Here is a 21,596-nt window from a genome sequence, read left to right on the forward strand (position 1 = left end):
AAAAAAGAGACTACATAACCTGCCATTTCAGCAATTATGATAAATACAAAGCCCTAAATTGTAGCAAATGACTAATAACAGCTTAAAAATTTCAATGAGAAGAAAAAAATATTCTATGTTTTCTTAAATGCATATCATATATACTGTCAATATTGACAAAAAGTACAATATATCATCAAAGATTTTGCAATATTTTTTATTGCAAACCAGTATTCGCATTCTGGCCTGTGCACTTGCTTAAGCACACAGGCTTGTTGGTATTGGACTTTGAAAAGTAAATATTATCCAAAAAGTAAATAAGGATATGAGAAACAAACATTTCTCACGTTTATTAGAGCGTTTCAGAAAGTTCTCACATTATATTCCAACATCCAAGCCTCACTGTCCTGCGGCGGGAAGATCAGCCTAGATTTTATTGGTCCCGCATTTTTTATCCAGGTCAATAAACGGAGGAATCCCAATCAATATGAATTATACAGGCAAAATGGCAACCAGTTTTTCAGGTAACAAAAAATCTCCTCCAAAGGCGGGGGATTTTTATAAAATGGGTATCCAATTCCCTTATAAGCTAAGGGGAACAGGTTCCCGGAAACTATGAAACGAAAAAGGAGGAAAAGAAGTTTATGAAAATTAAAAAGTGCTTGAGTGGCGTATTGGCATTTGCGATGGTATTTAATACCGGATTTGCCAACATGCAAGTGGCAGCCGCAGGGGGCCAACAGCCAGCTGCCACACAGACAGAGTCACAGCCGGAAGTGGTTTATGTGAACTCTTATGATGCCAGCCAGCGTTGTGTTTCATTCAATGAAAACTGGCGTTTTCATCTGGGGGAAGTGAACGGTGCAGAGGCGGCGTCTTACAATGACTCATCCTGGAACAATGTTACCTTACCTCACGATTACAGTATTGACCAAGGATTTACCACATCGGCTCCCGCGGAGCAGGAGAGCGGTTACGTGCTGGGCGGTACCGGATGGTACCGGAAGGCCTTTACACTCTCAGGCGATATGCGGGACAAGGTGATCAGCGTTGATTTTGATGGTGTATATATGAATGCCACCGTATACATTAATGGAGTGAAACTGGGAACGCATCCCTATGGATACACATCCTTTTCGTTCGTTCTTCCAAATGAGCATCTGAAGTTTGGCGGCGAGGAAAATGTGATCTCAGTGAAGGTGGAGCATAAGCAGCCGTCCAGCCGCTGGTATTCGGGAAGTGGTATTTACCGGGATGTGAATCTGTCGGTGACAGACCCGGTACATATTGCCCGTTACGGAACGCAAGTGACCACACCCGACATTGACAAGGGGACAGGCACGGTAGATGTGGTGGCTACAGTTGAGAACGATACAGCAGAAGAGATTTCTGTGTCCGTGCAGCAGGCCGTGTTCGAAAAAGGCGGGAAAGAGCCGGTAGTCACGGGTACAAAGACAGAGGAAAAGACAGTAGCCCCAGGCGCATCTGTAGATATTGAAGATACTTTGACCGTGGAAAATCCCAAGCTCTGGGATACGGAAAATCCCAACCTATATCTGGTACGCACAGAAGTGTTCGAAAATGACGTTCTTGTAGATTCCTATGACTCTGAGTTTGGATTCCGCTGGGTAACCTTTACTAAGGACAACGGATTTTTCCTGAACGGGGAAAATGTCAAACTCAAGGGTGTTTGTATGCACCATGATCAGGGCGCCCTTGGCTCTGAGGCATGGTACAGCGCCATTGAACGCCAGGTGGAGACCATGAAAGAGATGGGCGTGAATGCCATCCGTGTGACCCACAATCCGTCGTCTCAGGCGTTGATCGATATCTGCAATGAAAAGGGCATGATGCTCATTGACGAAGCTTTTGATTGCTGGATTCACAGCAAAAACGGCAACTCCAATGATTATGCAAAATGGTTTGCCTCAGCACTGGAAGAGGACAATCAGATTGTGGGTGGAGAGGACTGTGAGCAGTGGGCAGAGTTTGATGTCAAAGAGATGGTAAAACGAGCCCGCAACAGCCCTTCCATTATCATGTGGAGCCTCGGAAACGAGGTGTTTGAGGGGATCGGCGGCGCGGATACCAGCACGTATCCACAGATTGCAGCAGACCTGATGACCTGGATCGCAGAGGAGGATACCACCCACTATGTTACCTTCGGTGACAATAAGGTAAAGAGCGGTAACTCCACTGCCATCAGTACCGCACAAGTGATAGCCCGGGCGGAGTCTTATGGCCTTCCCGGAGGTATCATCGGCTACAACTATGGGAGCAGCGGAAATATCAATACGGGTTACAGCAACTATGGCTGGATGGTATACGGTTCTGAGACAGCCTCCTCTGTAAACAGCCGCGGCGTATATGACCGGAAAAACAGCAACAGCGATGGGGGTATCGGGGACAGGAGACTGACTTCTTATGACAAGAGCTGTGTAGGCTGGGGGCATCAGGCAAGCAATGCCATGTGGATCACTATGCAGCAGGCATTCAATGCAGGTGAATTTGTCTGGACCGGATTTGATTACCTGGGCGAGCCCACTCCCTATAACTGGACAGGCACAGGATCGAATGGAACCTGGCCGAATGTGTCTAAGAGCTCTTACTTTGGTATAGTGGATAGTGCAGGCATCCCCAAGGACAGCTTCTATCTTTACCAGAGTCAGTGGAATGAGAATGTGAATACTCTCCATGTACTTCCAGTTTGGAACGAAGAGGAGATTATGCTTGACAAGGAAGGAAAAACAGAAGTTGTAGTATACAGCGACGCGCCTGTGATCAAGCTGTATCTGAACGGCAAGGAAGTGGGAACGGCTACAGCCAAAGTGACCGATACTCCCACCGGCGGTTATCAGAATTACACCACAGGTACAGGATGTTTTGATAGCGGCAAGGCGAGCGGCCATACTTCCCTGTATGCAACCTTCAATGTGCCTTACGAGGAAGGCAAACTGGAAGCAAAGGCATTCCAGAAGGACGGCGTGACACAGATCACCCAGACAGAGGGCAGAAGCTATGTGGAGACTGTTTCAAGCCCAAGTAAACTGCAGGCAAAAGCCAACCACACAGAGATCACAGCCGACGGCAGGGAGCTGTGCTATGTGACCATTGAAGTCACTGACACAGATGGCAAATTTGTCAACAGCGCAGAGCCTGAGATCACCGTATCGGTAGAGGGTGATGGAAAACTGATGGCATTGGATAATGGCGTGCAGAACGATGTGACCACTTATACAGAAAGCACAAGAAAGGCCGGAAAAGGCAAGCTGATGGCAATTGTGCAGTCCACAGAGGATGCGGGGAGCTTTACTGTATCCGCTGCTGCCAATGGCTACGCATCTGCCGCCGCCACGGTAACCACCAAAGCGGAGGATAAGGAAGTAACCGGAAAAGTAGTAGACGGTTATGAAATTTCAAAAAATATATATGTAAAGAAGGGCGAGACGCCCGTACTTCCAAGTGAAGTCAAGGTGATTTATTCAGATGATACAACGGAGACCAAGGCGGTTACCTGGGATGCCCTTCCGGAAGGACAGGATTCCTTTACCGTTTATGGAACCATCGCGGACGTTAACCTTAGGATTTCTGTCAATGTAACCATGATTGACAAAGTGGCAGCCATCCTCAACTATTCCGCGGCCATCGGAAAAGATGCTGCCCTTAGCCTTCCTGAGACAAGACCGGCAGTGATCGCGGACGGTTCCGTCCTGACAGCAGAATTTCCGGTAGTATGGGATGTGCCAGAGGACCTGACGGCAACTCTTGGAACAAAGATTATTACGGGTACCGCAACGGTATTTGACGAGACCATGCCGGTGTCCGCTTCCATCCGTGTGACCAGTGGTTCTTATAAAGATGGCACCAATGCCATTTATCAGGTGCCAGAGATATACATTGGCGGCGTGTCCAGTAAGATGGACAGTGATGTGGCGTCTGTGCTGACTAAGTTAAGAGATGGTAATACGTCAAAGACAGATGGAGCATGGACTGGAAAAGATACGTTGGATTTCCGCTTGGATACCGCAGTTGTCCTGAAAAACTTTACCCTGTATATCCAGGATACGGCGCCCACCTCAGACACCATCAAGGTTTACTCCTCCGGAAACAATGGGGAGAGCTGGACAGAGGCAGAGTGCAAGGTGAGCAACCGCAGAGAAGATGGCGTGACCGTCCGCACTTACGCACCAGTTCAGACAATCTCTGAAACCTGGTACCGCATCGAGTGTACAAAGACCACTACCCTGACGGAAGTGGAGATGAATACCAGCGTTCCCACCTTTGGCGTGGGCAGCGAGGCGGCCCTGGCTTCCCTGGAAGCAGGAGGACGCATCGCAAATCAGGAATCACTGGATAAGGGCTACCTGGGAATCCAGAATACCGATCTGACTGCAGCGGATATCAAGGCAGTGGGAAAAGATAATACCAGCCTTACGATCCTTGAGAAGGACAGTGAGAATGTGATCCGCATCCTTATGGAATCAGAGGATCACTCCACACGCGCCATCTATCAGGTGCTCCTAGGCGTGGAAAATGTGGTGACCGGCGTGGCATCGGATGCTTCCAGGGATTATCCGGTTGGAAATATGACCCTGACGGCTCCCAGCGTGGAGAGCGGCGGATCTGTCAACAATGCAAAGGATAATAACTTAAATACCATCTGGCACTCCAACTGGGGCGGCGGAGTAGGCCCCGCTGACTTACAAAACGAGCCGGAGAACCGCTACATTGAAATGCAGCTGGCGGAAGTTACAGAGATAGACGCAGTCCGTTATTATCCGAGAAATGACGGAAATAATGGTAAGGTAACCGCTTACCGCATTGATGTCAGTGTGGATGGAACATCCTGGAAGACGGTAGCGGAGGGCGACGGATGGAGTACGGCCACTGAGTGGAAGATTGCAGCATTCTCAGCTGTGGAGGCCAAGAATATCCGGCTTTACGGAACAACCACCGCCGGGGATACTGCCAACAAGTACATGTCCGCAGCCGAAGTGCGGGTGCGCTGTGCAGCGCAAGAACTCTACAGCGGCAACACAACCGTGACGCTGAAGGAAGAGGACAAGGTTGTAAATTATACGGGTTCTGAGATTACACCCAAGCCTGTGGTAGTGTACACGCCAGGCGAAGGAGCAGAGCCGGTAACCCTGGTTGAAAATCAGGACTACACACTGGAGTACATCGACAATCTGGAGCCGGGCACCGCACAGATAATCGTAAACGGAGCGGGAAATTATGTAGGTATCTTAAAGACAAGCTTTACTATTAATCCTGTGGATATGGAAATCATCAGCTACGATCCGGTTTCTGTCACTACAGCAAAGAATGAGAAACCTATGCTGCCCGGAACTGTGGTTGCGAAGACCAACGTAGGCGATCAGATCCTGGAAGTGAAGTGGGATCAGATTTCAAGCAGCGCACTGAATATTTATGGAACGCTGAACGTGTACGGAACCGTAGTGGAAACCGGAGACCGTGTGCGGGCGACGGTGGAGATCAGTGATGTGATCGGCATCGTTCAGGTGACGGCAGCCACTGTGATTGGCTCAGATCCAGTACTTCCGTCCCAGGTAACCGTATACTACAGCAATGGCAACGTGGAAAAGAAGGATGTCACCTGGAATCTGAAGGATGCAGATTTTGGCGCAGAAGGAATCGTGAAAGTGACAGGGACCGTGGGTAAGTATACGGCGGAAGCAAAAGTCCGCGTGGATGGTGCAACCCAGGATGCCAACAATACACCCGTCGGAACCAACCTGTCCCTGAACGAAAACGGCGTCAATGCCACTACCTCCTGGCCGCGTACCTTCTCCTATGTGGCGGGCACGGATTATGCTCACTTCACCACTGACGGAAATGTTGAGTTCCGCAGCGATAGCAGCAAGAAGATCTGGAGTGACTGGGAGAGAGGTCAGTACCATACGAACACAGAGGCAGCGGTGGGAGCCAAGGACCATGTACCGTTTGTGGTGACGGCTTTTGGAGAAAAGGGTACTACGGACAACGCGAAGCAGAAGAAATACACGGTAAATAAAGTATCCGTTGGATTCCTGGAGGAAGACGGAGCCAGCGCAAGCAAAGTCCGTCTGCCGAGGGACTATAAGATTGAGTACTACAGCGACAACGGCGGGGTCATCGATGCCAGCCGAATCAATAATACCACGGCATCCGGATGCAGCAATGTAAGGGACTGGGGAGCAGACAACCCAGTGAAAGCCCATGACGGATGGACAGAAGTGGAATATGTGGGCGGTAAACCGGCTGTTCCGGCACTGGCGGATTCAAAACAGATGATTGACATCCCCATAGAGGCAGTGGAGACCACCGCGATCCGTATCACAGTGATCCCACAGGACAGCAACTGGGTGGGAATCGAAGAGATCGAAACATACTATGTGCCCATCACAGCAAAGGAAGATTATGTAGTAACCTCCATCAAAGTGGACGGCACCGATGTGCTGGCCCAGTTTGATGAAGACACAAAGAGCCTGGATGTGGACGCGGAGGCAGGAGAGATCACTGCGGAGGCAACCAACAACGCTTCCGTCACCGTACTGGAGGCTGTCAACGGCGCTGCGAAAATCATCTTCCTTCCGGAAAACGCAGATGAGGCCAAGAAACAGGAATACACAGTAAACTTTAAAAAGGCAGCCACAGAGGAGAGCAGCCTGATCGCAGCATCCGATGAGCATGTGGATCTGCTGACTGCAAAAGCGAAAGAAGGGGCTACCGTCACCTTCCAGGCTCAGAAGGGATATACCTTTGCCAAAACTCCAGTGATCCTAAAGAGTGCGGACAGCTCTGCCACAGGAATTGAAGTAACCGAAGAAAACGGCGTATACTCCTTCATTATGCCGGCATACGGCGTAACCGTATCGGGTGACACCAAAGCAATTGCTTACGCCATCACGTATCTGCTGGGCGGCGGAACCGTCAGCGGAAACCCGGCTACTTATACCATTGAGGACAGGGCATTTACCCTGAAGAATCCTGTCAAAGAAGGATATGCCTTCCTTGGATGGACCAGTGACACCGTTTCCGATCCGCAGATCCGTATGACGGTACTGACTGGAACGACCGGCAACCTGGTCTTTGCGGCAAACTGGAGACTGGGAACCACTTATACCATCACCTTTGATTCTATGGGCGGTTCAGAAGTCGAGGCCCAGAAAGTGCCCATCGACTCTGCCTTTATCACAGAACCGGAGTCTCCGGTGAGAAGAGGTTATACCTTCGCAGGATGGTATAGCGATGAAGAATTGACGAAGCTGTGGAGTTTTGCGGAAGATACAGCGATCACAGACATGACCCTCTATGCAAAATGGACAGAGTCTCCTGTGAAGGTAAATACCGAAATGCCTGTTTACTATCTGGAGCAGCCATTTAACATGCCTGGTAATATCAATGTAACGGTAAATGAGGAGACCTTTAACACTAACGTAAGCTGGAACCAGGAAGATCTGGCAGCACTGCTGGCAGCCGAAGAGGTTGGAGCCTATGAAGTGAGAGGTGTATTGGCAGGACTTGAGGATCGGGAGATCACGGTAAAAGTAACCGCCTCCCCGGATGGCATCGTATACTTTGTGGACAATGGAGCAGCCAGCTTTACTGCAAAAGCAGAACTGATGATGGCGGCAAACAAGGGAATCGTGAAGAATGCTGCCTCCGATCAGGCTTATGACGGAATATGGGGCTTTACAAACGATCCGGATGATCTGGAGGTAAGTGAATCCGGAGACGCTTACACTACGATCCGCAACTTCAAAGCGGGACGCAACAACATTACCATGACCTACCGGTTTGCTCTGGAGGCCGGAACCTATCATGTGGCAGTTGGATTCCGCGATCCCTGGTCACAGTGGGCAGGGGATCTGCGTCATGCGGAAGTAACCCTGACGGATGCCATGAAAGAACAGCTGGCGATCCACGAGGATTATCATATCTCTGGCACACCGGGCATGGTACAGTTTGATAACGTGACGGTAGCAGCGGACGGTAGCGTGGATCTGAATATGAGACCTCTGAAGACGGGCGATGACAGTTGTGACGTCCTGGTAAGCTTTATCGTGATCCGTAAAGCTGCGGAAGCGCAGAAACAGGAGTATACTGTTTCCTTCGATACCGGAAAGGGAAGCGAAGTGGCGCCTATGACCGTTCTTGAGGACAGCAGGCTGGTGAAACCGGAAGAGCCTGTCCGCGAGGGATATGACTTTACAGGATGGTATAAAGACGCAAATGCTACTACCCCATGGAACTTTGAAACAGACAAGGTAACAGACAACACGACTCTTTATGCAGGATGGATGAAGAGAGACGTAACTGGTGCAGATGAGAAAGCGGGCTTAAAGGCAGCCATTGATATAGCGGCGGGCCTGAGAGCTGCTGACTACACAGAGGCAAGCTATAAGAAACTGAGCGAGGCCCTCACAGCAGCCAGAGACCTCTACGAGGCGGACGATGTTTCAAAAGACCAGATTAACCAAAAGATTGATGATCTGGCAAAAGCCATTAAGGGCCTGGAGAGCGTCTACAAAGAACAGAATAACACACTTCAGGAGACCATAAAGAATCTGGAGAGCCAGTTGAGCGAGAAGAACGCGTCATTGACACAGAAAGAGAAGGAACTGGACGAAGCCAAAGAGACAGCAAACAGACTGCAGGGGGATCTGGATACCGCAAACGGTAAAGTGACGAGCCTGACAGGGGAACTGGAGACCGCAAAGAGAGAACTGGAAGAGCTGAAAGAGAATCAAGGCGACAAGGATGACCAGATCGCCAGCCTGAAAGCAACCATCACCCAGCTTGAAAAAGATCTGACAGCGGCGCAGAACAAGGCGGCAGATCTGCAGACTGAAGTGGACAATGCCAATGCAAAAGTAAAACTGTTGGAAGCAGAGAGAGATAATCTGCAGACTTCTGTCACTGACCTGGAGAACAAATTGGTTAAGGCGGAAGAGGACAAAAAGGCAGCGGAGAAGAAAGAGGCCGAGCTGGCAGAGGAACTCAAAAAGGCACAGGAAGACGCAAAAGCAGCCAAAGAAGAGGCTGACAAGGCCAAAAAGGAATTGGAAAAACTGCAGGATTCCCTGAAGCTGAAAAAGGGCGATATGGTGGAATCAAACGGTGTGAAATACCGCGTGACGGATGCCGATAAGAAAATAGTAGAAGCTTACCGCCCAGTGGATAAGAAAGCAGTGTCCATCACCATAGCCTCCACTGTAAAAGTGAAAGACCAGACCTGCACAGTTGCCTCCATCGCGGACAATGCCTTTACAAAAATGAAGAAACTGAACAAAGTGATTGTAGGTAAAAATGTAACCAAGATCGGCAAGAAAGCTTTCTATGCAGATAAGAAGCTGAAAACGATCCAGATGAAGGGCAATAAGCTGAAAGCCGTTGGAAAATCAGCGCTGAAGGGCATCTCCTCCAAGGCAGTGATCAAAGTTCCAAAGGCAAAGAAAAAAGCCTACACCAAGATATTCAAAGGCAAAGGCCAGAAGAAGAGCGTAAAAGTAAAATAAACCCCTGAAATATGGGCTGCTGGGCAGGGCAAAAGAAATTTTGCCCTGCCTGTGTATGTAAATATACTGGCATATGTGCGAAATGCACCGGATAAATTTTGTAAAGTTTGTCATTTATTTCAAGACAATATAAAAAGGCTGCCATAGGCAGCCTTTTTATATTCGTCCAAGAGAATCAATTACATTTTAACTACGTTAGCAGCCTGCATTCCGCGAGCGCCTTCTGTTAAATCATAAGAAACTTCCTGACCTTCGTCAAGAGACTTAAATCCATCACCCTGGATAGCGGAGAAATGTACGAATACATCTGATCCGTCCTCACCTGTGATAAATCCGTAACCTTTTTCTGCGTTGAACCATTTTACTGTACCTTTGTTCATGATGGTACCTCCATTTTAAAATAATATAATGTTGCGGACTTTGAAATAAAAAAATCCACCAGTTATTACAGATTATATAGGTGTTAAATATAATCTCTAATAACTAGTGAATTACTTTACATCCAATAAATCCTCGATACGTCCTTATTATAGCTTTTGCACTAGAGATTGTCAAGTACTTTTCGTGTTTTTGTGAATTTTTTGTGTTTGGGAAGATTCAGAAAATAATAAGAATATTTGGCTTGTCTCACCACATTCTATATACTATGATAAACGTGATTGCATTGTCACAACAAAAAGCAGAAAAGAGGAGTATGAGATGGATTTTATTGAGATTTTGAAGGCTATTCTGTTTGGAATCGTGGAAGGAATTACAGAGTGGCTGCCGATCAGCAGTACAGGACATATGATTATTTTGGATGAGCTGGTTAAGCTTAATGTGTCAAAGGAGTTTCTCTCCATGTTTTTGGTGGTCATTCAGCTGGGGGCAATCCTGGCCGTGGTGGTGCTGTTCTGGAACCGGCTGTTTCCCTTTTCTTTCAAAGAGAAGCCTTACATCAAGACAGACATCTTTTCTATGTGGTTTAAAATCATTGTGGCCTGTGTTCCGGCTGCTGTGATTGGACTGTTGTTTGAGGAGCAGATTGACGCGTTGTTTTACAATTACCAAACAGTGGCGGCCATGCTGATTCTCTTTGGTGTTGCATTTATCTGGATTGAAAACAGAAATGCAGGGAAAAACGCAGGGATCACCACCATAGGAGAGATTACCTATAAGACAGCCTTTTACATAGGCATTTTTCAGTTGATTGCAGCTGTATTTCCGGGAACCTCCCGGTCAGGAGCCACGATACTGGGCGGGATCATGCTGGGACTTTCCAGAACCCTGGCAGCGGAATTTACCTTTTTCCTGGCGGTGCCCGTAATGGCTGGCGCCAGCCTGCTGAAGCTGGTCAAGTATGGACTGGATTTCAGCGCGCCGGAGCTGATGGTTCTGCTGGTTGGTATGGTAGTGGCCTTTGTGGTTTCTATTCTGGTGATAAAATTCCTGCTCAGTTATATACGCAAGCATGACTTTAAAGTGTTCGGGTGGTATCGTATCGTGCTGGGAATTGTGGTACTGGCATTTTTTATGCTGCGATGAGTTGTGGCCGCATACCGCAGGAGGTAGTTTTTTGTGAAAATGGCTGTGGACAGAAAACGGGATTCTAAGTAAAATAAAAAGGAATTAGAAGACTGGATAAGAACAGGAGGAGCTGCCATGCAGATTTTGCTTCCGGGAGAGGTAAAGAAAATCATCGGGATACTGGAGGAAAAGGGATATGAGGCTTATGCAGTAGGTGGGTGTGTACGTGATTCCATCCTGGGAAGGGAACCGGATGACTGGGACATCACCACCTCCGCAAATCCCTATCAGGTGAAGGAACTCTTTAAACGAACCGTGGATACGGGCCTTCAGCACGGCACAGTGACGGTGCTGATGAACGGAGAAGGCTATGAGGTGACTACCTACCGGATTGACGGGGAGTATGAGGATGGCCGCCATCCCAGGGAAGTGGTCTTTACCGCAAGCCTTCAGGAGGACTTAAAGCGCAGGGACTTTACCATCAACGCCATGGCCTACAGTGAGAGCCAGGGGCTGGTGGATGCTTTTGGAGGAATGGAGGATCTGGAAAGGGGGATCATCCGCTGTGTGGGGGAACCCAGGGAGCGGTTTTCTGAGGATGCCCTGCGTATCCTGCGGGCGGTTCGCTTTGGGGCGCAGCTGGGCTTTGAAATTCATCACCGGACAAAAGAGGCTGTGCGGGAACTGGCAGAGAATTTAAGCCTGGTGAGCGCGGAGCGGATACAGGTGGAGATGATAAAGCTTTTGTGTTCTCCCCACCCGGAGTATTTAAGGACAGCCTGGGAGCTGGGAATCACGCAGGTAGTTATCCCGGAGTTTGATGCCATGATGGACACGGCACAGAATACTCCCCATCACGATTTGAGCGTGGGAGAACATACACTGAAGGCGCTTGGACATATCCGGTCGGAGAAGGTGCAAAGGCTGTCTGTACTGCTGCATGATGTGGGAAAGCCTATGGTTCGCTCCACCGATGAGGAGGGCAGGGATCACTTTTACGGCCACGGGGATGTGAGCATGGAGATGGCAGGGGAGATCCTGCGCAGGTGGAGGATGGATAATGAGACTCTGCGCAGAGTTACGAAGCTGGTGCGCTACCACGACCTGAGGTACAGCCTGACGGACCGGTCCGTGCGCAGGATGGTCAATCGGGTGGGACAGGAGCTGTTCCTTCCGCTTCTGGAGGTGCAAAGAGCGGATATTTTGGCACAGAGTGAGTACCGGAGGACAGAAAAGCTGGAGACGCTTAGACAGGTGAGAGGGCTCTACCAGAAGATTCTGGAACGGCAGGAGTGTCTTTGCCTGAAGGATCTGGCTGTGACAGGCAGGGATCTGATTCAGGACGGTATGGCTCCCGGCCCTCAGTTAGGGCAGGTCTTAGACAGGCTTTTGGAGCATGTGCTGGAGGAGCCGCAGCACAATACTAAGGAGTACCTGGTTGACTATGCCAGACAACTGCGTGGGGTGTAGTGAAAAGACTTTTATTACATGGCACTGGCCATATCTGCAGATATATTTTATGAAAGGGAACTGCTGGAAACAGTGGTTCCCTTTTTCTGCATATTTGTTTTCCGGGGGGCATAAGATAGAGGGAACAGTCGAGTGGGGGGATTGGAGTGAATGAAAGAGGGCTGAAAATATTGGAGCAGTATGACCTGAAGATAATCAGTACAAGACGGGGCCGCGGCTCCTTTATTTGCGAAACAGACCAGGGACTAAAGCTCGTGACAGAATTCTCAGGCTCCGGAAACCGGCTGCATTTTCAGAACAGGGTGCTGCAGCACCTAAAGGATCAGGGGTATGAACTGGTCGATATGGTTGTGGAAAATGCAGAGGGCAATCTGGTGACCTTGGACAGGGACGAGACGGCCTATGTGGTCAAGGATTGGTTTGAAGGCAGAGAATGCGATACGAAGAATGATGAAGACATCCTGTCTGCCATTCGAAATTTGGCACATCTGCATCTGCTGCTTTGCATACCGGAGGAGAATCCGGAAGAACCATATGTGGAAATCTCTTTAAAGGAAGAGTATGAACGCAGAAACAGGGAGATTAAGAAGGTGCGGTCCTTCATGCGGGACCGGCGGAGAAAAAATGACTTTGAGAGCCTGTATCTGAATAGCTTTTCCATGTTTTTTGAACAGGCTGTGGAGGCCAGGGCAGCACTGGAGGATTCAGAGTACGACGCAATGCGTCAGGAGGCCCTGCTGAGGGGAACACTCTGCCACGGGGATTACAACCAGCATCAGATTCTGAATACGAGAAGGGGGACTGCCACCACCAACTTTAACCGCTGCCGGTATGATGTGCAGTGCGGTGATCTATACCAGTTCATGCGCAAAATTTTGGAAAAGCAGAGCTGGAATCCCAGGATCGGGTTTAAGATGCTGGAGGAATATGACCGGATTTTAAGCTTGGGCAAGCGGGAGCGTGAGTATCTAAAAGTGCGCCTGGCCTACCCGGAAAAATTCTGGAAGCTGGCAAACCACTATTACAACCACAATAAAGCCTGGATTCCGGGGAAAAATGTCGAAAAGTTGACCATGCTGATTGACCAGCAGCAAAAACGGGAAGCATTTTTGAAAATACTAGATTTATAGGGGGATTTATTATATAATGAACACAAGAAAAATTATCCAGGAGGTATTGCAATGGACTACAGGAAGGTTTACCAGGAGTGGCTGGAAAATCCATATTTTGACGAAGCCACAAAAGCAGAACTGAAGGAAATCGCTAATGATGAAAATGAGATAAAAGAACGTTTTTACGCAGATCTGGAATTTGGAACCGCGGGTCTGAGAGGTATCATAGGGGCAGGCACAAACCGAATGAATGTATATACCGTTAGAAAAGCGACGCAGGGACTGGCAAATTATATTGCCTCTGTGGATGCCGGCAAGAGAGGAGTGGCCATCGCCTATGATTCCAGACGCATGTCTCCGGAATTTGCGGATGAGGCAGCTCTGTGTCTGGCAGCCAATGGAATCAAGGCATATGTCTTTGAATCCCTGCGCCCCACGCCGGAGCTTTCCTACGCAGTGCGGACTCTGAAGTGCATCGCGGGAATCAATATCACTGCCAGCCATAACCCTCCTGAGTACAACGGCTACAAGGTGTACTGGGAGGACGGCGCTCAGATTACGCCCCCCCATGACGTGGGAATTATGGCTGAGGTGAAAAAGGTCACGGACTACGCCAATGTGAAAACCATGGACAAGGAGGAGGCAAAGGCAGCCGGCCTCTATGAAGTGATCGGACAGGCTATTGATGACGCATACATCGAGGCTTTAAAGAGCCAGGTAATACACTGGGATTCCATCAAAGAGATGGGAAAAGAGCTGAAGATTGTCTACTCCCCCCTTCACGGCACAGGAAATATTCCTGCCAGAAGAGTGCTGAAGGAACTGGGATTTGAGAATGTCTATGTGGTGAAGGAGCAGGAGCTTCCGGATGGGGAGTTTCCCACAGTGAGCTACCCGAACCCTGAGGCTGAGGAAGCGTTTGCCCTGGGTTTAAAGCTGGCAAAGGAAGTGGACGCAGACTTAGTGCTGGCCACAGACCCGGATGCGGACCGTCTGGGGGTGTATGTGAAGGACGCCAAGTCCGGAGAGTATATTACCCTCACCGGAAACATGTCGGGCTGTCTGCTGGAGGAATACGAGCTGAGCCAGAGACAGGCAAAGGAAGGGCTTCCCGAGGACGGAGCTGTGATCAGCACCATCGTTACCTCAAACATGGCAGGTGTGATTGCCAGGGCGTACGGTATGCGTTTCATTGAGGTGTTAACTGGATTTAAGTTTATTGGACAGCAGATTTTAGGATTCGAGAAGAACGGCAGCGGTACATATATGTTCGGATTTGAGGAGAGCTATGGCTGCCTGATAGGAACCCATGCCAGGGATAAGGATGCCATCGTGGCTACCATGGCCCTCTGTGAGGCAGCTGCCTACTACAAGACCCAAGGCAAGACCCTTTGGGATGCCATGATTGATATGTATGAAAAATACGGCTATTATAAAGATGCCATCAAGTCCATCACCCTTAAGGGGATCGAGGGGGTTCAGAAGATCCAGGAGATTTTGGAGACTCTGAGGAACGATCCCCCCACAAAGATCGGGGACTACAAGGTGACCTCAGCCAGGGACTACAAGAAGAACACGATCCTGGACCTGGAGACAGAGGAAGTGACTGCCACGGGACTGCCCAGCTCCAATGTGCTTTACTATGATCTGACGGACGGTGCGTGGCTGTGCGTGAGACCTTCCGGCACAGAGCCTAAGGTAAAGTTCTATTACGGTGTAAAGGGTACCTCCCTAGAGGACGCGGATGAGAAATCAGAGGCTCTCGGCAGTCAGGTGCTGGATATGATCAACGGGATGTTATAAAATGGAAGGACACTACACATTTGACGATTTTTGCGGCATTGTTGCAAAACTCCGCTCAGAGGAGGGGTGTCCCTGGGACAGGGCTCAGACGCATGACAGTCTGAAGCCCTGTATGATTCATGAGTTGACGGAGGCTGTGGCCGCCGTCAATCTCTTTGAGCGGACAGGGAACGCCAGGAATCTCTGTGAGGAGCTGGGAGACCTGCTTCTGCAGGTGGTGCTTCAGAGTCAGATCGCCATGGAGGAAGGACTGTTTACCATGGAGGATGTGGTGCAGGCGGTGAGTGAGAAAATGCTCAGGCGCCATCCGCATGTATTTGAAACAGGCTTTCGGGATGAGAATGGAGAGCTGGTCCGCAGGTGGGACGAAATTAAGGTTCTGGAAAAATCTGGAATACCGCCTGAGGAGCTTGAAATGCAGAAGCAGGAGGAGGAAAAGGCAGCCCTGGAAGTGGCGGAATTTCTGCTAAAAGAGCGCAGAGAAAAGGGCTTTGAAAGCCAAATTAATATTGTTTGAAAAATTAGAAAATTCCTTGACAAATGGGGCATAAAAGATTATAAATAGACGTAAGGACTTAATCGCTGTAGAGAAACAGATGGGGTTCTGACGAAAATGGAATTTTGTTTTAAGCAAAATAGAACAAAAAGAGAAATCAGAGGAGGAAATTTCCATGAACAAAACAGAATTAGTAGCAGCAATCGCTGACAGAACAGAATTATCTAAAAAAGACGCAGAGAAGGCTTTAAAGGCTTTTACAGATGTTGTTGCTGAAGAGTTAAAGAAAGGCGAGAAAATCCAATTAGTTGGTTTTGGCACATTTGAAGTTTCTGAGAGAGCAGCCAGAGAGGGAAGAAATCCTCAGAGCGGCGAGCCCATGAAGATTGCAGCTTCCAAGGCACCGAAATTCAAAGCTGGTAAAGCTTTAAAGGATTTAGTAAACGAGAAATAAGATAAGCTGTAAATATTCAGCAGGTCTGCGCATTTACTGCCCAGACCGTGAGAAAATGATTCAGGAGTGCAAAAATCCCATCACCGAAGGTGATTTTAAATGGATTTTTGCATGTAACTGAGAAGATACTGAACAGTTACGATAAACTTTAAAAGGGACGCGCGTTTGCGCATCCCTTTTTATCTGGGTAATAACAAGAGCAATGCGGAAAGGAATGAAGTATGCGGCTGGATAAGTTTTTAAAGGTGTCCCGTCTGATCAAGCGCAGAACGGTGGCAAATGAAGCCTGCGATGCAGGGAGAGTGCTGGTAAACGATAAGACAGCCAAGGCTTCCCAGGCAGTGAAGGCAGGGGATATTATTGAGATTCAGTTTGGTACCAAGGCGGTAAAGGTGGAGGTACTGGATGTTCAGGAGACGGTAAAGAAGGATGATGCCAAAGAACTTTACCGATATCTGTAGATCAAAAAGGCGTATAAATAGGGCAGCTCCGTAATATAATCTTAGAAAGATGGAAAATGGAGAGAGCCCATGGATGAGAAACAAACACAGGGAGCACACAAGGTAACCATATCAGGCAGGCACAGCGGCACGATAAGCGGGGTATCAGATGTGCTCTCTTTTGATGTCAATGAAGTCGTTCTGGAGACAGAGCTGGGGATGCTGATGGTGAAGGGACAGGAGCTGCATGTGAACCGGCTGACTCTGGAAAAGGGCGAGGTGGATATCGAGGGGAAGATAGACAGCCTGACCTATTCCAGCGGGGGACATCAGGAAAAAAATGAATCGCTTCTGGGGCGTTTATTCCGCTGACCTATGATGAGCGAAGTTATTAAAAGCGAACTCCTATTCTTCGGTATATCCCTCTCCACCGGCATCTTGATTCTATTTGGCTATGACTTGCTGCGTGCATTTCGGAGAGTGTTTCTTCACAGCAACTTCTGGCTGGCTGTGGAGGACTTTCTCTACTGGAGTATAGCGGGGATTGTCTCCTTTGGTGTAATTTTTGTAAAGAATAGCGGGGCACTGAGGGGATTTTCCCTGGCGGCTATTCTGCTGGGGATGGCGCTGTATCACAAGAGCGTGAGCCGTTACATCTTAAAGGGTGTCTCTTGGGTACTGCAGTTGGTTACAGGTGCAGTGAGGTGGATTCTTCACATTCTTCTGTTCCCATTTTTCTTTTTATCAAAAAAAATGAGAAAAATAGCGCAAAAAACATTGAAAAATAGGATAAAAGAGGTTAAAATGACAATATGTAAAAAATAGGGAAAAGATAGTTAATAAGGAAGGATCACAATGAAAAAAAGAAAAAGACGAAGAAGGGGAAGCAATCGTCTTGCAATGATGGGGATTACGGCCGTAGTGACCGTTCTGCTGGTGTGTCTGACTGTCCAGAGCCAGAAGCTGGTGTCAAAGAATGCCGCGTACGCACAGCAGGAGGCCAGCTTAAAAAAGCAGATTGAGGACGAGAATGACCGAACCGAAGAGATTGCCAACCTGGAAAAGTACATGCAGACAAAGGAATACGTAGAAAAGATTGCCAAGGACAAGCTCGGACTGGCCTATAAGGATGAGATCATCTTTAAGCCCGAGAGCTGAGACACAGCCGCCGAAGGACCGGAGAATGCCGGATTCTGAGGCGGCTGTTTTAATGTGAAGGTTTTACGTTACAGTGAACAGTAACGATTTACCGAAGAAAATGTCGAAAAATTTTTTGTTTTCCCTGCGGTATTTTGACAGATATTTCCTGTTCCCACAGATATAATACTCTATTAGCAGCAGAAGTATCAGGGGAGGTCCAGGAACAATGGGGGAATTTATAATCGCTGTCTTTATCGTAAGCCTGCTTTGGGTTATTTGGGATGTAATCAAGCTGGCTTTTTCAGAACGCTACAGGGAGGATGCAGTGCTGGATGCGGATGGTCCTGGGAGAGAACGCATGGAGCGGTATGCGGAGTCATTTGTGCGCCTGGCAGATACCTTTCAGCATATGCCTTGCAAAAAGGAGCGCTTTTCGGAGAATGATGTGAGGGGTATTTTTCAGGAGGTGCAGGAAAATGTATGCAGCCAATGTCCCCAGAGGGAGTTCTGCTGGGAGGAAAACTACTACAGGACCTACCGCAGGGCATATGGAATGCTCCATGCCATCGAGGAAGAGGGAGACGAGATGAACCAGGGAAGGCAGGAGGCCTTTCTGGAACTCTGTATGAATGGGACAAGCTTTTTGGCATCCATGATGGAGAGCTTCCGCATTGCGAAGCTGAACCTGATGTGGAGCAACCGTCTGCTGGAAAACAGGGAAGCGGTGGCGGAGCAGCTTTATGAGACTGCATCTATTATGGAGCGGGCGGCCAGCACCATCTATGATGTGAGACATGTGGACCCAGGGCTTGAGAAACAGATTGACATCAAGCTGCGCATGCACGGAATTCTCATGAGGGATATCCGCGGTTCGGGAAAGGATGCGGACAGGCAGGAGCTCTTTATCACCATGCGTACCAACCGCAAGGGCAGATGTGTGTCCACCAGGGAAGTGGCGGCCATCATTTCCGAGGTTTGCAGCCAGCGCATGGTGCCTGACCGGGACAGCCGGACAATCATAAACAGAGATTACAGTACCGTGCTCTTTTTGGCAGAGCCGGCTTTTTGCATGTTGAACGGGGTGGCCAAGGTTACAAAGGAGGGAGAGCTGGTCTCAGGGGACAATTTTTCCATGTTCCGCAAAGAAAATGGTCAGATGATTATGAGCCTCTCAGACGGGATGGGATCGGGGATCGGCGCCTGCCAGGAGAGCGAGACGGTAATAGAGCTGCTGGAACAGTTTCTGCATGCCGGCTTTGGCAAGGAGACGGCAGTGCACATGATCCATTCCACCATGATGCTGCAGAATACCAACCAGATGTTTTCCACGGTGGATCTGTGTATGGTGGACCTGTATACCGGGGAGTGTGAGCTGCTGAAGATCGGAGCCTCCACCACCTTTCTGAAGCGGAGAGACTGGGTAGAGGCCATTTCTTCTACCAGTCTGCCCATTGGATTTTTGCAGACTCTGGACTATGAAAGCACCAAAAAACAACTGGAACCCGGGGACTTTGTGATCATGGTGTCGGACGGGGTGCTGGATGCACTTCCGCCTAAAAATGCGGAGGAAATCCTAAAGGATGTAATTTTAAAGCAAAGGACAGACAATGCCCAGGAGATGGCCAGGGCAATTCTTCAGAGCGTATTATTGTACCAGCACTGCAGGGCCGTGGATGATATGACTGTGCTGGTGGGAGGTTTATGGAGAAGTTAACAGAACAGTTTATTCTTGCATTTTTGCGCAGGATTCTTTATAGTAGTGAGAGACAGGAGCGCAAAAATGAAAAAAGTATTGGAGTATATAGAAAAATATCATATGATTCAGCCAGGAGACTGTGTGATAGCAGGTGTATCGGGAGGAGCGGACTCCCTATGCCTGCTTTTTGTGCTGGCTGATTTGAGAAGGAGCCTGGACTTTGGGCTGGAGGCAGTACATGTGGAGCATGGAATCCGCGGGGAGGAGAGTCTGGGGGACGCCGCGTATGTGAAGGAGATCTGTAAAAGTGCGGATATTCCCTTTCATCTCTTTTCCTGTAAAGTCCCTGAGCGGGCAAGGAGAGAGCGGATTTCTGTGGAGGAGGCGGCCAGGAAGTGTCGCTATGAGGCCTTCGAGGAGGCGCGCAGAGGCTGCGCAGGGACCAAGATTGCTGTGGCCCACAATGCAGATGACCAGGCGGAGACGATCCTTTTTAATCTGGTGAGGGGAAGCGGAATGAGAGGCCTGTGCGGAATGCGTCCGGTAAATGGCAATGTGATACGGCCCCTCCTGGCGGTGAACAGAGGGGAGATTGAGGCCTGGCTCACGCGGCGCCAGCTAAGGTGGAGGACAGACAGCACAAATCTGGAGCTTGCCTACACCAGGAACAGGCTGCGCCGCCGGGTAATCCCCCTTTTGGAGCAGGAGCTAAATGAACAGGCATCCAGGCATATAGTCCAGGCAGGGGAAAGACTTTCAAGGGCGGAGGTCTTTCTGGAGAAGCTGGGAGAGGAAAAGGCACAGAAAATGTGTGAGCTAAAAGAGGGACAGTTCTGGGTGGACAGGGAAAAGCTGCTTGCCCAGGAGGAAATCATGCAGGAGTACATCCTGCGCGGTCTGATGGAAAAGCTGGGCACTGGTCTTCGGGATATACAGGCTGAGCATTACCGCCAGATGCAGAAGCTGGCCGGCGGAGTCTCCGGCAGACAGATCAGTCTGCCCCAGGGAAACGTCTGCAGGTGCACAGGACGCTTTTTGGTTTTGGGAAGGCCGGAAACGTTTAAGGAACAGCCGCCCAGGGTGGAGCTTCCCATTCCCGGGGAGGCTTTCTGGGGGCCATGGCGGGTGACTGCCTCTGTGGAGCCCTGGGAAAATCAAATTATTCCGGAAAAAAAGTATACGAAATGGCTGGATTATGATACAATAAAAAATACGATTCAACTGCGCAGCCGGCGTCCCGGCGATTATTTTTATACAGCTTCGGGCCGTAAAAAGCTGAAGCGGTATTTTATTGACGAGAAGATACTGCAGGAAGAGCGGGACAGAGTATTGCTGGTGGCAGACGGGGATCATGTCCTCTGGATAGTGGGCCATCGTATTAGCCAGCAGTGCAAGGTGACAGAAGATACAAGAAGAATTTTAAAAATACAAGTGGTGGAGGCGTAATATGGAAGATAAGATCCGCGTATTATTATCAGAAGAAGAGGTAGATAAGAAGATTGAGGAGATCGGAAAGCAGGTCAGCAGAGACTATGAGGGAAAGACCGTGCATATGATTTGTGTGTTAAAGGGCGGGATATTTTTTACCTGTGAGCTTGCAAAACGCATTACCGTTCCTGTGTCTTTGGACTTCATGTCCGTGAGCAGCTATGGGGCAGGTACCAAATCAACTGGCGTGGTAAAGATAGTGAAGGATCTGGATGAACCCCTTGAGGGCAAGGATGTGCTGATTGTGGAGGATATCATTGACTCGGGGCGTACCCTGAGTTATCTGATTGAAATTTTAAGAAGGCGCAATCCTGCCAGTATTAAGCTCTGTACCCTTCTGGACAAACCGGAACGCAGGGTTACGGATGTAAAAGTGGATTATGTGGGCTTCAACATTCCCGACGAGTTTGTGGTGGGTTATGGACTGGATTATGCTCAGAAATACCGGAATCTGCCCTACATCGGTGTCGTTGAGGTGGAAGCTTAGGAAA

The 21,596-nt window shown here is 49.0% G+C and carries 15 protein-coding genes; 14 read left to right on the forward strand and 1 reads right to left on the reverse strand.

Features of this window, described 5'->3' with window-relative positions; translation table 11 throughout:
- The first annotated feature begins 623 nt into the window (after positions 1-623).
- Entirely contained in the window at positions 624-9,500 is an 8,877-nt protein-coding gene (locus AC0THY_RS05085) for an InlB B-repeat-containing protein (protein WP_489993377.1), read from the forward strand.
- A gap of 179 nt (positions 9,501-9,679) precedes the next feature.
- Here the strand turns inward: AC0THY_RS05085 and AC0THY_RS05090 are convergent, their stop codons facing one another.
- A complete protein-coding gene (locus AC0THY_RS05090; protein WP_489993378.1) occupies positions 9,680-9,880 on the reverse strand; it encodes a cold-shock protein in 201 nt (66 codons plus the stop codon).
- Positions 9,881-10,199: 319 nt separating this feature from the next.
- Between AC0THY_RS05090 and AC0THY_RS05095 the strand changes: the two genes are divergently transcribed.
- The 13 genes from AC0THY_RS05095 to hpt all read left to right on the forward strand — a co-directional run bounded on the left by AC0THY_RS05095 (position 10,200) and on the right by hpt (position 21,592).
- Positions 10,200-11,024, forward strand: a complete 825-nt coding sequence (locus AC0THY_RS05095) for an undecaprenyl-diphosphate phosphatase (RefSeq protein ID WP_489993379.1) — start codon at positions 10,200-10,202, stop codon at positions 11,022-11,024.
- A 117-nt stretch (positions 11,025-11,141) separates the two neighbouring features.
- The gene (locus AC0THY_RS05100) at positions 11,142-12,476 is read left to right on the forward strand and encodes a CCA tRNA nucleotidyltransferase (protein WP_489993380.1); all 1,335 of its coding nucleotides are present in this window, start codon (positions 11,142-11,144) and stop codon (positions 12,474-12,476) included.
- A gap of 146 nt (positions 12,477-12,622) precedes the next feature.
- Positions 12,623-13,606 (forward strand): CotS family spore coat protein, encoded by a 984-nt coding sequence (locus tag AC0THY_RS05105; protein WP_489993381.1) that lies wholly within the window; start codon positions 12,623-12,625, stop codon positions 13,604-13,606.
- 51 nt (positions 13,607-13,657) lie between these two features.
- Positions 13,658-15,391, forward strand: a complete 1,734-nt coding sequence (locus AC0THY_RS05110; RefSeq protein WP_489993382.1) for a phospho-sugar mutase — start codon at positions 13,658-13,660, stop codon at positions 15,389-15,391.
- 1 nt (position 15,392) lies between these two features.
- Positions 15,393-15,908, forward strand: a complete 516-nt coding sequence (locus tag AC0THY_RS05115) for a MazG nucleotide pyrophosphohydrolase domain-containing protein (protein ID WP_489993383.1) — start codon at positions 15,393-15,395, stop codon at positions 15,906-15,908.
- A gap of 154 nt (positions 15,909-16,062) precedes the next feature.
- Positions 16,063-16,341 carry an HU family DNA-binding protein gene (locus tag AC0THY_RS05120; RefSeq protein ID WP_489993384.1) on the forward strand — a complete coding sequence of 93 codons (279 nt, stop codon included), beginning with the start codon at positions 16,063-16,065 and terminating at the stop codon, positions 16,339-16,341.
- Positions 16,342-16,562: 221 nt separating this feature from the next.
- The gene (locus tag AC0THY_RS05125) at positions 16,563-16,802 is read left to right on the forward strand and encodes an RNA-binding S4 domain-containing protein (protein ID WP_489993385.1); all 240 of its coding nucleotides are present in this window, start codon (positions 16,563-16,565) and stop codon (positions 16,800-16,802) included.
- 69 nt (positions 16,803-16,871) lie between these two features.
- A complete protein-coding gene (gene yabP / locus AC0THY_RS05130) occupies positions 16,872-17,153 on the forward strand; it encodes a sporulation protein YabP (RefSeq protein WP_489993386.1) in 282 nt (93 codons plus the stop codon).
- A 3-nt stretch (positions 17,154-17,156) separates the two neighbouring features.
- On the forward strand, positions 17,157-17,606 hold the full coding sequence (gene yabQ / locus AC0THY_RS05135; protein ID WP_489993387.1) for a spore cortex biosynthesis protein YabQ: 450 nt from the start codon (positions 17,157-17,159) through the stop codon (positions 17,604-17,606).
- A gap of 30 nt (positions 17,607-17,636) precedes the next feature.
- Positions 17,637-17,939, forward strand: a complete 303-nt coding sequence (locus tag AC0THY_RS05140) for an FtsB family cell division protein (RefSeq protein ID WP_489993388.1) — start codon at positions 17,637-17,639, stop codon at positions 17,937-17,939.
- Between the two features lie 208 nt (positions 17,940-18,147).
- Positions 18,148-19,635: a SpoIIE family protein phosphatase gene (locus AC0THY_RS05145; protein WP_489993389.1), complete on the forward strand. Its 1,488-nt coding sequence runs from the start codon at positions 18,148-18,150 to the stop codon at positions 19,633-19,635.
- A gap of 66 nt (positions 19,636-19,701) precedes the next feature.
- On the forward strand, positions 19,702-21,063 hold the full coding sequence (gene tilS, locus AC0THY_RS05150) for a tRNA lysidine(34) synthetase TilS (protein ID WP_489993390.1): 1,362 nt from the start codon (positions 19,702-19,704) through the stop codon (positions 21,061-21,063).
- Between the two features lies 1 nt (position 21,064).
- Positions 21,065-21,592 carry a hypoxanthine phosphoribosyltransferase gene (gene hpt, locus AC0THY_RS05155; protein WP_489993391.1) on the forward strand — a complete coding sequence of 176 codons (528 nt, stop codon included), beginning with the start codon at positions 21,065-21,067 and terminating at the stop codon, positions 21,590-21,592.
- The last annotated feature ends 4 nt before the right edge of the window (positions 21,593-21,596 follow it).

Source organism: Ruminococcus sp. 8Y-12 (assembly GCF_058119865.1).